At 69.8% G+C, this 15,128-nt stretch carries 13 protein-coding genes and 1 riboswitch; of the genes, 7 read left to right on the forward strand and 6 right to left on the reverse strand.

Going from position 1 to position 15,128, the window contains the following annotated elements; all coding sequences use genetic code 11:
* Positions 1-72: 72 nt before the first annotated feature.
* The 5 genes from WBG06_RS02400 (at position 73) to WBG06_RS02420 (ending at position 5,315) form a co-directional block, all read left to right on the forward strand.
* Positions 73-432 carry a YciI family protein gene (locus WBG06_RS02400; RefSeq protein WP_336734776.1) on the forward strand — a complete coding sequence of 120 codons (360 nt, stop codon included), beginning with the start codon at positions 73-75 and terminating at the stop codon, positions 430-432.
* Positions 432-764 (forward strand): YciI family protein, encoded by a 333-nt coding sequence (locus tag WBG06_RS02405; RefSeq protein ID WP_336734778.1) that lies wholly within the window; start codon positions 432-434, stop codon positions 762-764. Before WBG06_RS02400 ends, WBG06_RS02405 begins: the two co-directional genes overlap by 1 nt.
* A complete protein-coding gene (locus WBG06_RS02410; RefSeq protein ID WP_336734780.1) occupies positions 761-2,038 on the forward strand; it encodes an RNA polymerase sigma factor in 1,278 nt (425 codons plus the stop codon). The genes WBG06_RS02405 and WBG06_RS02410 overlap by 4 nt, the downstream gene beginning before the upstream one ends.
* A 16-nt stretch (positions 2,039-2,054) precedes the next feature.
* Positions 2,055-3,623, forward strand: coding sequence for an AMP-binding protein (locus tag WBG06_RS02415; protein WP_336734781.1), 1,569 nt, complete (start codon positions 2,055-2,057; stop codon positions 3,621-3,623).
* Positions 3,624-3,710: 87 nt separating this feature from the next.
* Positions 3,711-5,315, forward strand: a complete 1,605-nt coding sequence (locus WBG06_RS02420; RefSeq protein ID WP_336734782.1) for an AMP-binding protein — start codon at positions 3,711-3,713, stop codon at positions 5,313-5,315.
* A 15-nt stretch (positions 5,316-5,330) separates the two neighbouring features.
* Here the strand turns inward: WBG06_RS02420 and WBG06_RS02425 are convergent, their stop codons facing one another.
* The 6 genes from WBG06_RS02425 to WBG06_RS02450 all read right to left on the reverse strand — a co-directional run bounded on the left by WBG06_RS02425 (position 5,331) and on the right by WBG06_RS02450 (position 12,399).
* Entirely contained in the window at positions 5,331-6,263 is a 933-nt protein-coding gene (locus WBG06_RS02425; RefSeq protein ID WP_336734783.1) for an SGNH/GDSL hydrolase family protein, read from the reverse strand.
* Positions 6,264-6,519: 256 nt separating this feature from the next.
* The gene (thrC, locus tag WBG06_RS02430; protein WP_336734785.1) at positions 6,520-7,812 is read right to left on the reverse strand and encodes a threonine synthase; all 1,293 of its coding nucleotides are present in this window, start codon (positions 7,810-7,812) and stop codon (positions 6,520-6,522) included.
* 11 nt (positions 7,813-7,823) lie between these two features.
* Positions 7,824-7,962: riboswitch (SAM riboswitch) on the reverse strand.
* 182 nt (positions 7,963-8,144) lie between these two features.
* A complete protein-coding gene (gene lon / locus WBG06_RS02435) occupies positions 8,145-10,469 on the reverse strand; it encodes an endopeptidase La (RefSeq protein ID WP_336734787.1) in 2,325 nt (774 codons plus the stop codon).
* A 167-nt stretch (positions 10,470-10,636) separates the two neighbouring features.
* Positions 10,637-11,491, reverse strand: a complete 855-nt coding sequence (otsB, locus tag WBG06_RS02440; protein WP_336734789.1) for a trehalose-phosphatase — start codon at positions 11,489-11,491, stop codon at positions 10,637-10,639.
* 92 nt (positions 11,492-11,583) lie between these two features.
* Entirely contained in the window at positions 11,584-12,102 is a 519-nt protein-coding gene (locus tag WBG06_RS02445) for a LytR C-terminal domain-containing protein (RefSeq protein ID WP_336734791.1), read from the reverse strand.
* The gene (locus tag WBG06_RS02450; protein WP_091046051.1) at positions 12,103-12,399 is read right to left on the reverse strand and encodes a DUF3263 domain-containing protein; all 297 of its coding nucleotides are present in this window, start codon (positions 12,397-12,399) and stop codon (positions 12,103-12,105) included.
* A gap of 139 nt (positions 12,400-12,538) precedes the next feature.
* On the opposite strand from WBG06_RS02450, the gene WBG06_RS02455 reads away from it, so the two are divergent.
* Both WBG06_RS02455 and WBG06_RS02460 read left to right on the forward strand, forming a co-directional pair.
* The gene (locus WBG06_RS02455; protein WP_336734799.1) at positions 12,539-13,996 is read left to right on the forward strand and encodes an alpha,alpha-trehalose-phosphate synthase (UDP-forming); all 1,458 of its coding nucleotides are present in this window, start codon (positions 12,539-12,541) and stop codon (positions 13,994-13,996) included.
* 35 nt (positions 13,997-14,031) lie between these two features.
* Complete coding sequence (locus WBG06_RS02460; RefSeq protein WP_336734801.1) at positions 14,032-15,054, forward strand: Gfo/Idh/MocA family protein; 1,023 nt, start codon at positions 14,032-14,034, stop codon at positions 15,052-15,054.
* Positions 15,055-15,128 lie beyond the last annotated feature (74 nt).

Here is a 15,128-nt window from a genome sequence, read left to right on the forward strand (position 1 = left end):
GTGTCGATGTGTGCCTGTCCCACGCGTCATCCCCGGTGACAGACTCATTCCGAGCGGACGAAGGGGACGACGATGACCAGATACATGGTGCTGCTGCCTGCCGACGAGGCCTCCTGGGCGGAGGCGACACCGGAGGAGCGAGCGGTCGGTTACGAGGTGCACGGCAAGTTCGCCGCGCTGCTCGCCGAGCGCGGCCACGAGATCACCGGGGGTGCCGAGCTGCACCACTCCAGCAGGGCCACGACGCTGCGCCGGGTGGGCGAGGAGGTGTCCGTCACCGACGGTCCGTTCGCCGAGACCGTCGAGCAGGTCACCGGCTTCTACATGGTCGAGACCGACGACCTCGACGACATGCTCGAGTGCTGCAAGGTGCTCGCCGACCGCGACACGGCGATCGAGGTCCGCGAGGTCGTCGAACCCGAGGAGATGTGATGAGGTTCGTCCTCTTCTTCGGTGAGGCGAGCACCGGCGCGGACTGGTCGGAGTTGCCGCAGGCTCAGAAGGACGAGTGGTTCGAGACCTACCAGCGCTGGGTCGCGGCCGTGCGCGAGCGAGGCACGATCATCGCCCACGAAGGCCTGGCGCCGACGACAGAGGCGTTCACCGTCCGCGACGAGACGGTCACCGAGGGGCCGTACGCCGAGAGCGTCGAGCAGATCAGCGGACTCGTCCTGGTCGACCTGCCCGACCTGGAGACGGCGCTGGAGCTCGCGAAGGCGGCACCGACCGACATGGTCGAGGTCCGGGCCACCGTCGACGGATGACGTACGTCGAGACGCTGCTGCGCGAGGAGTGGGGCCGGTTGCTGGCGCTGCTCGTCGCGCAGTTCCGGCGTCTCGACCTGGCCGAGGAAGGGCTGGCCGACGCCTTCGAAGCGGCAGCTCGGCACTGGCCCGTCGACGGTGAGCCGGACAACGGGCCGGCCTGGTTGCTCACGACGGCTCGTCGGCGGATCGTGGACCGGATGCGCTCGGAGGAGGTGCTGGCCCGCAAGATGCCGCTGCTGGTGGTCGATGCAGCACTGACCCAGGAGGCGCAGCAGGTGGTGGCCACGGTGGCGACGGAGGCCGGCGGTCAGTCGATCACCGACGAGCGGCTGCGCCTGGTGCTGCTCTGCGCCCACCCGAGGCTGTCTCGTGAGGCCGCCGCCGCTCTCACCCTCCGCCTGGTCCTCGGAGTCCCCACCGAGGACATCGGGCGACTCTTCCTGCAGTCGAAGACGACGATGGCGGCGCGGCTGACCCGGGCGCGGAAGCGGCTCGCCGGAGCCTCGTTCGAGGTGCCGGCGGGCCTCGCTGACCTGCATGAACGGGTCGGGATCGTCGCCGAGGTCGCCTATCTCGCGTTCACGGCGGGCTATGCCCCCGGCACCGGCCCCGACGTCGTACGCAGCGACCTCGCCGGCGAGGCCATCCGGCTGGTCCGCGTGCTGCGGACCGTGCTGCCGGCACCGGACCCGGAGGTCGAGGCCCTGCTCGCCCTGATGCTGCTGCAGCACTCCCGCCGGGACGCCCGCATCGGGTCGGACGGCGGCCTCGTGCTGCTCCCCGACCAGGATCGCTCCGACTGGCACCGCGATGAGATCGCCGAGGCGCTCGCAATCCTCACCCCGCTCACCCACGCACCACCCGCGCCCTACCTGCTCCAGGCCCTGATCGCCGCCGAGCACGCGGTCGCGCCCAGCACCGAGGCGACCGCCTGGGATCGCATCGTGGCGCGCTATGACGAGCTGCTCGCCCTGCGGGACACCCCGGTCGTACGCCTCAACCGGGCCGTCGCGGTCGCCGAGGCCGACGGGGCCGCGGCCGGGCTCGCGGCCCTGGAGTCGGTGGCTCTCCCGGGGCACCGGCTGCCCGCGGTTCGCGCCCAGCTGCTGGAGCGGCTGGGCCGGCACCGTGCCGCGGCCGAGGCCTACGACGAAGCCGTCGCGCTGTGCGCGCACGGCCCGGAGCGGATCGATCTCGGTCGTCGGCGGGCTGCCCTCGGCGTACGTCTGGAAGGTTTTGAACGGCATTCCCTAGACGAGAACACGTTCTAATTGCCACACTCAGCCTGTGACCCCGATCACTCTCCCTGACGTCCTCGAGGCGATGGCCGACGCCATCCCTGACCGCACCGCCGTGTTCACCATGGAGCACGCCTACAGCTTCGCCGAGCTCGACGAGCGTGCCAGCAGGCTGGCGAACCATCTCATCGGCCAGGGCATCAAGCCGGGCGACCACGTCGCCGTCCACTCGCGCAACCGGATCGAGTGGGTCGACGCCTTCTACGGGTGCATGAAGGCACGAGCGGTGCCGATCAACATCAACCACAAGTATCTCCACGACGAGCTCGACCACCTCTACCGCACCTCCGACGCGGTCGCGGCGATCATCGGGCCGGAGCACGTCGAGGCAGTCGCCGCGCTCGGGCTCGGGATCCCGACGCTGGTGCTGGGCGAGGAGTACGACGCCGCGGTGGCCGCGGCCTCCAAGGACCGTCCCGACATCGAGCGCAGCCCCGACGACCGCTACGTGATCTTCACCGGCGGGACCACCGGGATGCCGAAGGGCGTCGAGTGGCGCCAGGAGGACATCATCCGCGCCGCGATGAACGCGAGCCGGTTCGGCGCGCCCTTCGACACGGTGGAGCAGCTCGCCCAGGAGGCGGCGGCACAGGAGACGCCGATGGTGTTGCTGGCCTGCGGCCCGATGATGCACGGGGGCAGCCAGTGGATCATGGGCAACGGCCACGTCGGCGGCTGCACGGTCGCCCTCTACACCGAGCCGACCTGGACGCCGGAGACGATCCTCGACCTCGTCCAGGCCGCCGGGGTCAACTCGCTCACCTTCCTCGGTGACGCGATGGGCCGACCGGTCGCCGAGGCGATCCTGCGCGAGCCCGAGCGCTGGGACCTGAGCGCACTGTTCGCCGTCTCGAACGGCGCGGCACCGCTCTCCGCGGGAGTGCGCACCCAGCTCAGGGAGGCGCTGCCGGGCCGCTACATCCTCGACAGCTACGGTGCCTCGGAGTCGGGGGCGACGGGCATGCAGGTCGACGAGGGCAACGACGGGCCGCAGGCAGCGCCGAGGTTCCAGGTCGGGATCGACGTGCAGGTCTTCGACACCGACCTGAAGCCGTGTGCACCGGGCGAGACCGGGATGCTCGCGCGCACCGGGTCGATTCCGCTCGGCTACTACAACGACCCGGTCAAGACCGCGGCCACGTTCAAAGAGATCGACGGACAGCGCTGGTCGATCCCGGGCGACTTCGCGCGGCGTGAGGAGGACGGCTCGATCACCGTCCTGGGGCGCGGCTCCGGCTGCATCAACTCCGGCGGCGAGAAGGTCTTCCCCGAGGAGGTCGAGGCGGTCCTGCTGCGGCACCCGGACGTCTTCGACACCGCGGTCGTCGGCACCCCGCACGAGCGCTGGGGTCAGCAGGTCACCGCGCTCGTCCAGCTCCGAGAAGGAGCTACGACCTCGACCGATGCGCTTCGGGAGCACTGTCGCAGCCTGATCTCCGCCTACAAGGTGCCCAAGGACATCCTGCTCGTGGAGCGAGTCCCTCGCACGCCGGTGAGCAAGGTGGACTATCGTGCCAGCGCTACGGTCGCTGCCGAGCTGCTCGAGGCACGTAGGTGACGACCGGCTGATCCGACGTACGGTTCGGTGCCGTACGGCCCTACCCCTGGCCCTACCAAGGAAGGCGCAGACGTCACTGTGTCCGCCGTGATCCCCCTCACACTGCCCGACATCCTGGAAGCGATGGCCGACGCGGTCCCCGACCGCGCAGCAGTCATCACCTCTGAGCGCGCCTACACGTACGCCGAGATCGACGAGCGTGCCACGCGCCTGGCCAACCATCTGCTGAGCATCGGACTCGAGCCTGGCGCCCAGGTCGCGGTCCACGCGACCAACCGGATCGAGTGGGTCGACGCGCTCTACGGGTGCCTGAAGGCTCGCACGATCCCGGTCAACATCAACCATGCCTACCGCACCGACGAGCTCGCCCGGACGTACGCCGCCGCGGACTGTGTCGCGGCCATCGTCTCCCCCGAGTTCGTCGACGACCTCGACGGGCTCGCGCTGTCGCTGGACCACCGGGTCGTCCTCGGCCCCGACTACGACGCCAAGGTCGCCGCGGCGTCGAAGGAGCGGCCGAAGGTCGGGCGCACACCCGGTGACTGGCACATCATCTTCACGACCGGCACCACGGGCACCCCGAAGGGCGCCGTCTGGCGCCAGGAGGACCTGATCTGGGCCGCGCTGAACACCGTACGCCGCAACGCACCGATCCCGTCGGTCGAAGGGCTCGCCGCCGAGGCGGCCGCTCGCGACTCGGGCGTCGTGCTGCTCGCCGGCGGTCCGCTGCTGCACGGACAGAGCCAGTTGCTGCTCCTGCGGGCGTTGGTCGCCGGCGGGACCGCGGTGCTCGACACCTCGGAGTCCTTCTCCGCGGAGGCGTTCCTCGACCTGGCCGAGAAGTCCGGCGCGACCGCGATCACTCTCCTCGGCGACGCCCAGGCCCGGCCGGTGGCCGCGGCGCGGCTGGTCGGGAAGAAGCGCTGGCCGCTGCGCTCGCTGGCCGGCGTCTCCAACACCGCGGCGCCCCTGTCCGACGGCGTCCTCTCCGTGCTCCGCAACGCGTTCGCCCGCCGGGTCATCGTCGACTCCTACGGCACCCTGGAGACCGGTGTCACCGGGTCCCGTGCCGACGACGGCTCAGCGCTCGCGCCCGGCGAGGCACGATTCCTGGTGGGCCCGGAGGTGGAGGTCTTCAACCCCGACCTCACCCCGGCAGCCCCCGGCATCGAGGGCCTGCTGGCGCGCTCCGGCCCGGCCGCCCTCGGCTACTACAAGGACAACGCCCGCTCCGCGACCGCGATCAAGCTGATCGACAACCGGCGCTGGACGTTCCCCGGCGACCTCGCCCGTCGCGAGGAGGACGGCTCGATCACGCTGCTCGGCCGGGCCGCGACCTTGGTGCGGACCGGCGACCTCGAGATCCACCCCGAGACCATCGAGGGTGTGCTCCTCGCCCACGACGACGTCGTCGACGCCGCCGTCTTCGGCATGCCGCACCCGCGCTGGGGCCAGCAGGTCGCGGCCCTGGTGCAGCTGACCCCCAGCGCCGAGACCGGGGCGGCCGACCTGCGCAAGCACGCCCGTGACGTACTCGGGGAGTCGCACGAGCCCAAGCTCGTCCTGCTGGTCGAGTCCGTGCCGCGTACGCCTGCCGGGACCGTCGACTACCGCGCCGCCACCGGCCTCACCGCCGACCTGCTCAGCACCGGCGGGCTCAGCAATGACGGAAAGGCCTCGGGCGCGGACTAGCAGCGAGCCGGCGCGTCATGACGGGCCGGCTCGGCCGTGATCCGTGTCGTGATCCGTGCCGTGATCCGTGCCGTGATGCGCTGGCTCGGCGGCGATGGGCAGGTGGTGCCCGAAGGGGACCCGCTCGACGTGGCCGAGCGCGGCCAGGATCGAGGGCAGCATCGCCTTGGCGGTGCGCTTGTAGCCCATCGCGCTCGGATGGAAGTGGTCGATGGCGAACATCTCGTCGGGGTTGGTGATGAAGAACGGACCGACGACCTCGGAGAGCGAGACGACGTACGCGCCCCGGGCGAGCGCGGTCTCCCGCTGCCCGTCGGCCAGCTGCTTGGCGATCCTGCGCCCGAGGGAACGCAGCGGCTGCGGCAGAGGACGCACGGCGCCGACGTCCGGGCAGGTCCCCACCACCACCTCGGCCCCACGCTCGCGCAGCGCGTCGATGACCTCCCCCAGCACCCGGGTGGAGTCCTTCTGCGGCACCCGGTGGGTGACGTCGTTGCCGCCCACGATCACGACCGCGACGTCGGGCCGGTAGCCGTCGGGCAACGACTCCAGCTGCGCCGGGACCATCGAGGTCTCGGCCCCGACCACCGCAGCCGTACGCAGCCGCACCGGCCGCTGCAGCGCCTTCGCCGTACCCTTGGCCAGGCGTGCCCCCAGGGTGCCGGCCTTGGTCTCCGCTCCCAGCCCGGCGGCGATCGAGTCGCCGAGGACGAGGAGTTCCACCGGCCTGCCACCGAAGGCCTTCTTGTAGACCTTGTCGGCGTCGAGCGCCTCCTCGCCGAGCGGCTTGCCGATCACGTCGCGCGCGTGCGCGGCCTGCCTCTTCAGCAACGTCACGAACCCGGCACCCGCCGCCGCTCCCACCACACCGACCGCGCCGGCAACCCCGGCGGTGGCGGCGACCATCCCGAGCCATCTGGCCTCTTCACTCGTCTTCGCGCTGCTCACGTTTCCTATCTGTAGCGCACGGACGTGAACACGAATCTTCATCGGCGCCTCAGGCGACCAGGCCGTCTGATTCACCGGATCCTCACGGGCGGTCAGGATCGAGGATGCGTACGACAGGCCTCTCGCCTACGCGTACGACGCCGACGGGTTGGCATGCGTCGTCGGCGAGTGCCGCCGGATGACCGAGTGAGGGCGGCTACGACAGAGGGTCCGACCTTGTGAACCAGTCACAAGGTCGGACCCTCTGTCATGGGCGTCAGGCCTGCGAGAGCCCGGCCTCCTCGAAGGCGTCGTAGTTGGGAGCGATGGTCGCGCGGGGTCCGACGATGCCGCTGATCGCGTCGAGGGTCTTGAGGCCGTGGCCGGTGTTGATGATCACCGTCTCCAGGCTCGGGTCGAGCGCGCCGGTCTCGACAAGCTTCTTGGTGACCGCGAGCGTGGTGCCACCGGCGGTCTCGGTGAAGATGCCCTCGGTGCGCGCCAGGAGCACGATCGCCGAACGGATCTCGTCGTCGGTGACCTCCTCGACGGCGCCGCCGGAGGAGCGGGTGGCGTCGAGCACGTAGATGCCGTCGGCCGGGTTGCCGATGGCCAGCGACTTGGCGATGGTGTCGGGCTTGACCGGGCGGATGGCGTCGACACCGGCCTTGAACGCGGTCGCGACCGGATTGCAGCCGGTGGCCTGGGCACCGAAGATCCGGTAGGGCTTCTCCTCGACCAGACCGAGCTTGATCAGCTCCTTGAAGGCCTTGTCGACCTTGGTCAGCTGGGAGCCGCTGGCCACCGGGATGACGATCTGGTCGGGCAGGCGCCAGCCGAGCTGCTCGGCGATCTCGAAGCCGAGCGTCTTGGAGCCCTCGGCGTAGAAGGGACGTACGTTGACATTCACGAACGCCCAGCCGTCCTCCTCCGCGGCGATCTCCTGAGCGAGCTTGTTGACATCGTCGTAGTTGCCGTCGACGGCGATCAGGTTGTCGGTGAAGACAGCCGAGTTGACCTGCTTGGGCTGCTCGAGGTTGCTCGGGATGAAGACCGCGGTGGGGATCCCGGCGCGGGCGCCGGCGGCGGCCACCGCGTTGGCCAGGTTGCCGGTCGAGGGGCAGGCGAAGACCTTGGCGTCGAGCTCGCGGGCGGCGCTCAACGCGCAGGCGACGACGCGGTCCTTGAAGGAGTTGGTCGGGTTGGTCGAGTCGTCCTTCACCCAGAGCTTCTCGATGCCGAGCTCCTTGGCGAGGTTCTTGGCGTCCAGCAGACGGGTGAAGCCGGGCTCGGTGTTGGGGCTCTGCTCGATGTCGTCCGGCACCGGCAGCAGCGCCTTGTAGCGCCAGATGTTGCGGGGTCCGGCCTCGATCTCCTCGCGGGTCACGGCCGGGAAGTCATAGGCCACCTCCAGTGGCCCGAAACACTCCGGACAGGCGTAATGCGGTCCGAGCTCGATCTGATGTCCGCACTCACGGCAGGACAGAGCCGAGGCGTTCCCGAACGCTCCCTCGCGCAGACCCTTCTTCTCCGTGGTGGTGCCGTTGGGCTCCGATGTCACAGCGCTCATGAGAAACCTCCTCCTCATCTTCCCCGATCACGTCTCTCGCGCCGGGCCGGAATTAGCACCTGCTCCGCTACCCGCCCAGGCTTGGGAGGAGGCTCGCGGTCGGTTGCCGGGACTTCACTGGGCCGTTCCCTCAGTCCCTCTCGATGAGCAGTAGCGATCGTACGGCAGGTATTGCCCAGCCCACACACCCGGGTCCCACTCCGCGGACCAGAGGTCCACGATCCGGACAGACGGGCTCCCCCGCGTGCCACAAACAGCTGTAACACGCTGTTACATGGCACTATCCGGTCGTCAGAAACGACCGGATAGTGCCATGAACGACGTGTTACCCCTCAGGCGGCGTGCGCGGCCCCCCTCTCAGCGTTGTCCCCCGCGGTTCCGGCGAGAGCACCACGTACGACATCGCGTACGTCGCTGACCAGGTTGATCGTCAGCGCCTGCTTCACGTCGTCCGGCACCTCGTCCAGGTCGGGCTCGTTGCGCTGTGGCACGAAGACCTCGGTCAGGCCGGCCCGCTGGGCGGCGAGCAGCTTCTGCTTGAGGCCACCGATGGGCAGGACCCGGCCGGAGAGGGAGACCTCGCCGGTCATGCCGACCTCGCTGCGCACCGGGCGACCGGTCGCGAGCGAGGTGAGCGCGGTGACCATGGTGATCCCGGCCGACGGACCGTCCTTGGGAACCGCTCCCGCCGGCACGTGGACATGCAGCGAGCGGTCGAGCACGGCCGGGTCGACCCCCAGCTCGGCCGCGTGCGAGCGGACGAAGGAGAGCGCGATCTGCGCAGACTCCTTCATCACCTCGCCGAGCTGACCGGTGATGTTCAGCCCGGTCTGCCCGTCGGCCGCGGACGCCTCGATGAAGAGCACGTCCCCACCGAGCCCGGTGACGGCCAGTCCGGTGGCGACCCCCGGGACCGACGTACGCTCCGCCGACTCCGGCGTGAACCGGGGCCGTCCGACGAGGTCCTTGAGGTTGTCCAGGTCGACCTCGACGTGCTCCGTGCCGGTGGCCAGCTTCGTCGCCGCCTTGCGCAGCGCCTTGGCGAGGAGCCGCTCGAGCTGGCGTACGCCCGCCTCGCGGGTGTAGTTCGCCGCCAGCTCACGCAGGGCATCGTCGGAGACCGTGACCTCCGCAGGCGTCACCGCGGCGCGCTCGAGCTGCCGGGGCAGCAGGAAGTCGCGGGCGATGGCGACCTTGTCGTCCTCGGTGTAGCCGTCGATCGTGACCAGCTCCATCCGGTCCAGCAGCGCGCTCGGGATCTGCTCCACGACGTTGGCCGTGGCGATGAAGAGCACGTCGGAGAGGTCCAGGTCGAGCTCGAGGTAGTGGTCGCGGAAGGTGTGGTTCTGCGCCGGGTCGAGCACCTCGAGCAGGGCCGCGGCCGGGTCGCCCCGGTAGTCGGAGCCGACCTTGTCGACCTCGTCGAGGAGCACCACCGGGTTCATCGAACCGGCCTCCTTGATGGCCCGCACGATCCGGCCCGGGAGCGCACCGACGTAGGTGCGCCGGTGACCGCGGATCTCGGCCTCGTCGCGGACACCACCCAGCGCGACCCGGACGAACTTCCGTCCGAGCGAGCGCGCCACCGACTCACCGAGCGAGGTCTTGCCGACTCCCGGAGGACCGGCCAGCAGCACCACGGCACCCGAGCCGCGGCCGCCGATGACCTGCAGGCCGCGCTCGGCGCGGCGGGCCCGGACGGCCAGGTACTCGACGATCCGGTCCTTGACCTCCTCGAGGCCGTGGTGGTCGGCGTCGAGCACCTCACGAGCGGCGGTCACGTCGGTCGAGTCCTCCGTGGTCACGCCCCAGGGCAGCTCCAGCACCGTGTCCAGCCAGGTGCGGATCCAGGCGGTCTCGGGGTTCTGCTCCGAACCACGCTCGAGCTTGTCGACCTCGCGCAGCGCAGCCTCGCGTACGGCCTCGGGGAGGTCGGCCGCCTCGACCCGCGCCCGGTAGTCGTCGGACCCCTCGGGCTCGCCCTCGCCGAGCTCCTTGCGGATCGCGGCCAGCTGCTGGCGCAGCAGGAACTCGCGCTGCGTCTTCTCCATGCCCTCGCGGACGTCCTCGGCGATCTTGTCGCTGACCTCGGACTCGGCGATGTGGTCCTTGGCCCAGGCGATCACCTTCTCGAGCCGCTCCTCGACGTCCGGCGTCTCGAGCAGCTCGCGCTTGGCCTCGTCGTCGAGGTAGGGCGCGTAGCCGGCGGTGTCGGCGATCTCCGATGGCTCGGTGAGCCGGTTGACCTGGTCGATGACCGGCCAGGCCTCGCGGCGCTGCAACACCGCGACGACCAGCCGCTTGTACTCCTCGGCCAGCTCCTTCGCGTGCTCCGTCGTCGTCTCGTCGGCAGCCTCGACCTCGACCCACAGCGCGGCACCCGGCCCGGTCACGCCGGAACCGATCTTGGCTCGGCCGACAGCCCTCAGCACCGCCGCCGGCTCACCGCCCCGGAACCGGCCGACCCGCTCGATCGTGACCACAGCACCGTACGTCGCATACCGGTCCCCCAGCCGCGGCGCGACCAGCAGCCGGCTCTCCGAGCCGGCCCGGGCTGCGTCGATCGCGGCCTGCGCGGCCTCGTCGAGCTCGATCGGCACCACCATCCCCGGCAGCACCACGGCATCCGAGACGAACAGCACAGGAAGCTTGTCCATGCGGACCCTCCTAGAAAGTTGAGTGATAACGACTCAACTTCCGAGCGCAACCGGATGTTCCCTCCGGTTATTGTTGTTCGCTGTGAGCGGACAACGGCCGCTGTAACACGCTGTTACACCTTCTATCCGGTCGCTCAGAACGACCCGATAGTGGCTGTAACAGCGTGTTACACCCCCGCCGCGTCGCGCGTCAGGTCACGCAGCAGCCCCAGCACACCCTCCGGGCCGGCGACCTCGACATCCGCGAGATCCGCGAGCGGGCCGCGGTCGGGGCCGGCGTGGGAGTAGACCAGCAGCGTCGGCGACCCGGTGGTCTTGCCCCACGCCTTGACTGCCTCGAACGCCTCGATGTCACCCAGATCGTCACCGCCGAACAGGATCGCGCCCGGCGAGACCTGCTCGACCAGCGCAGAGATCGCGTGGCCCTTGTGCATGCCCGGGGCACGCACCTCGATGACCTGCTTGCCGGGTTCGATCATCAGCCCGTGCTCGGCCGCCAGCGACGTCAGCGGCGCGAGCAGGCGCGCAGCGACGTCGTCGGGATCGGGGAACCGACGGGTGTGCACCCCGACGGCGAGGCCCTTCTCCTCGATGTAGGCGTCCTGCGCCCCGTGCTCGGCGAGCACACCGGGCAGCGCCGCCTCGAAGGCACCCAGGCCCTCGGGCGGCGGCGGACCGACGACGACGCGGTCCGAGCCGCTCCAGCGCTCGTTGCCGTACTGACCGAAGACGTAGAGCTCCTTGCCGATCTCCGCGAGCGAGTCGGCTATCGCGGCCAGCCCGCCGAGCTCGACGACCTGCCCCGCGGGCCGGCCGGTGACGATGGCCAGCGCCTTCACCCGGGAGGCGAGCGCGACCAGGACCGAGGCCGCGTCCTGATGGATCCGCGCGGAAGCGGGGTCCTCGACGATCGGGGAGAGCGTCCCGTCGAAGTCGAGCCCCACGAGGGTCTCGGCGGCAGAGGCCGCGACCGCGGCGTACTTCTGCTCTCCTGCGTTGCCATCCGGCTGGAGGTCGGCCATGCCTCAACTGTGACACGGCAACGACCTACGAGCCGACCAGGTGCGTGCGGCCGTGCGACAGATCACACCCGGTCGCGAACGCCCGGAAACCCTCAGAGAGCCCCGGTCAGCACGACCGTCAGCCGGTCGCCCTTCATCGAGCCGCCGACCGCCAGATGGGTACGTTTGATGCCGAGGTCGTCGGCCAGCTGCTGACCCTCGCGCTTCATCTCCTGCGGGAAGTAGACGGTGTTCTCCGGGACCGAGCCGACCCAGTTGTCCTCACCGACGACGTTCCAGCCGACCGTGGTCGCCTTGGCCGCGACATCGCCGGCGAGACCGGGCACGTTGGACTGGTTGTAGACCTCGACGCTGACCTTGGCCCGGTCGACGGGCGAGGGCTCGGCCTTGGCCGGCTTCTTCTTCTCGGTCGCGGCCGGCTTCGGTTTCGCGGACGCCGAGGCCGACGGGCTGCTGCCGGCCTGAGCGATCTCCTCACCCTTGTCGTCCTCGCCACCGGTGATCCAGAAGACGATCACAGCGGCGACGACAGCCACCACGCTCGAGGCGATGACAGGTGTGGGAAGCGCGACGCCACGCTCCCCCTTCGAAGGACGTACGCTGCGGGTCATTCAGACCTCGAAGCCGAGCCGTCTCGCGGAGCGCTGACGCTGCCGGGCCGCACGGAGCCGTCGGAGGCGGCGTACGAGCAGCGGGTCGGCCTCGAGTGCCTCCGGCTTGTCGATCAGCGCGTTGAGCACCTGGTAGTAGCGGGTGGCGGACATGTTGAACGCCTCGCGCACGGCGGCCTCCTTGGCCCCTGCGTACTTCCACCACTGGCGCTCGAAGTCAAGGATCTGCTTGTCGCGCTCGCTGAGGCTCGCGGGGTCCTCGCCTGGGCCTGTGACCTGCACGTTGACAGCGCTCATTCCTCGTCCCCCGGTGTCGTCTGCATCTGCCGACAGACTAACGCGCCGAACTACACGGGTGTGGTTCACCCTCCGGCGTGTTACTCGACAGGTATTCGGATCGGGGCCTCGGTTCCCCAGTGGAACAGGGCACCACCGAATGCGTCTCCCGTCCCGTACAGTCGGGGATGTGCAGGCTGATCTGGTAATCGTGGCCAATCGACTTCCCGTTGATCGAGTGGAGATGCCGGACGGCACCAAGGACTGGCGACGCTCCCCAGGAGGCCTGGTCAGCGCGCTCGAACCCGTCCTCCGGGCCAACGACGGCGTCTGGATCGGGTGGCCCGGCGGCACCGACGAGGACCTCGAACCGTTCGAGGACGACGGCCTCCACCTGCTGCCGATGACGATGACCGCCCAGGACATCGAGGAGCACTACGAGGGCTTCTCCAACGGCACCCTGTGGCCGCTCTACCACGACGTCGTGGCCAAGCCGGAGTTCCACCGCGAGTGGTGGGACGGCTACCAGCGTGTCAACAAGAGGTTCGCCGACAAGTGCGCCGAGGTCGCCGCCAAGGGGGCGACCGTGTGGGTGCAGGACTACCAGCTCCAGCTGGTCCCGCAGATGCTGCGCGAGCTCCGCCCCGACCTGCGCATCGGCTTCTACCTGCACATCCCGTTCCCGCCCGCCGAGCTCTTCCAGCAGGTCCCCTGGCGCCGCCAGCTCCTCGAGGGCCTCCTCGGCGCCGACCTGGTCGGCTTCCAGCTCCCGCAGGCGGCCCAGAACTTCGTACGCCTGGTGCGTCAGCGGGTCGGCCACAAGACCCATCGCGACCTCGTCTACCTGCCCGACGGGCGTACGGTGCACGCGGCGGCCTTCCCGATCTCGATCGACTTCGTCGGCTTCGACGAGATGGCCCACGACGAGGCCATCAACCAGCGCGCCAAGGAGATCCGCCAGCAGCTCGGCGACCCGAAGAAGATCCTGCTCGGCGTCGACCGCCTCGACTACACCAAGGGCATCTACGCTCGCCTGCGCGCCTACGGCGAGATGCTCCGCGACACCGAGCTCGACGTCGAGGACGCGATCTTCGTCCAGGTCGCGGTGCCCTCGCGTGAACGCGTCGAGCAATACCGCAAGCTCCGCGACGACATCGACCGCCTCGTCGGCCGCCTCAACGGCGACCTGGGCCGCATCGGACGGCCCGCGATCTCCTATCTCCACACGAGTCTCCCCCGGGCGGAGATGGCCGCGCTCTACCGCGCCGCCGACATCATGGTCGTCACCCCCTACCGCGACGGCATGAACCTGGTCGCGAAGGAGTACGTCGCCTGCCGCTACGAGGACGACGGCGCCCTCGTCCTCTCCGAGTTCGCCGGCGCGGCCGAGGAGCTGCGCCAGGCCTGGTTGGTGAACCCGTATGACATCAACGGGATGAAGGCCGCGCTGCTCGAGGCCTACAAGGCCGAGCCGAAGGAGCTCACCCGCCGGATGCGGGCGATGCGCAAGCAGGTCGCCTCCAAGGACGTCCGCTACTGGGCCGACTCCTTCCTGGAGGAGCTCGCCGCCGTGCAGAGCAGCCACACCAAGAACGTCCTTCCGCCCAACAGCCACTGACGCACCGACACCTCCCGGGTGGCTAGAGTCGAGCCGTGACCACGAACTCTGACCCGATCAGGTGGGGAATCCTCGGCACCGGCCGGATCGCCCACTCCCTCGCCACCGATCTGATGCTCGTCCCCGACGGCCGGCTCGTGGCCGTCGGCTCGCGGAGCAAGGAGTCCGCGGAGACGTTCGCGAAGGAGTACTCCGCCGCCGACGGTCCGGTCCGCGCCCACGGCTCCTACGAGGATCTGGCCGCTGACGAGGAGGTCGACGTCGTCTACGTCGCCACTCCCCACTCCCACCACCTCGAGCACGCGACCCTCGTGCTCAACGCGGGCAAGCACGTGCTGTGCGAGAAGGCGCTGACGCTCAACGCCGCCGACTCGCAGACGATGCTCGACCTGGCCGCCGAGAAGAAGCTGTTCCTCATGGAGGCCATGTGGATGGCGACCAACCCGATCATCCGGCGCCTCGTCGCCGATGTGCGGTCGGGTCGCTTCGGAGTCCCCCGTCACGTGCACGCCGAGCTCGGCTTCGTCGCCGACCCCGACAAGCACCAGCGCCTTCTCGACCCGGCCCTCGGGGCGAGCGCGCTGCTCGACATGGGCATCTACCCGCTGACCTTCGCTCACCTGCTCTTCGGCGAGGCCCGGGCCCTGACCGCTCAGGCCAACATCGGCACCGGTCCCGACGGCGGCACCTTCGACCTCGACCTGGTGATGACCGGGAAGTACGCCGGCAACGAGCTCTCCACCATGGTCGCCTCGGTCACCTCCTACTCCTCCCGCGCGGCCGCCATCGCCACCGACCAGGGCCGGATCGAGCTGACCGACTTCCACCACCCGTCCTCGGCCGTCTTCAAGCCCGCCGACGGCAGCGAGCCCGTCGAGATCGTCGGCGACGAGCCCGTCATCGGCGCTGCCTACGGCAACGAGATCGTCGAGGTGCAGCGCTGCCTGCGCGAGGGGCTCCTGGAGTCCCCGCTGGTCCCGCACAGCCAGACGCTCAGCCTGATGCGCCAGATGGACATGATCCGCCAGTCGGTCGGCGCCAAGTACGCCAACGAGTAAGGGACAGTTTCGGAGCATTCCTCACCGTTGTGGGCCCGGCACGGTTACGATCCGTCCGCCCCACGACGGAGGAG

This window comes from Nocardioides sp. CCNWLW239 (assembly GCF_037137035.1).
Classification (GTDB): domain Bacteria; phylum Actinomycetota; class Actinomycetes; order Propionibacteriales; family Nocardioidaceae; genus Nocardioides.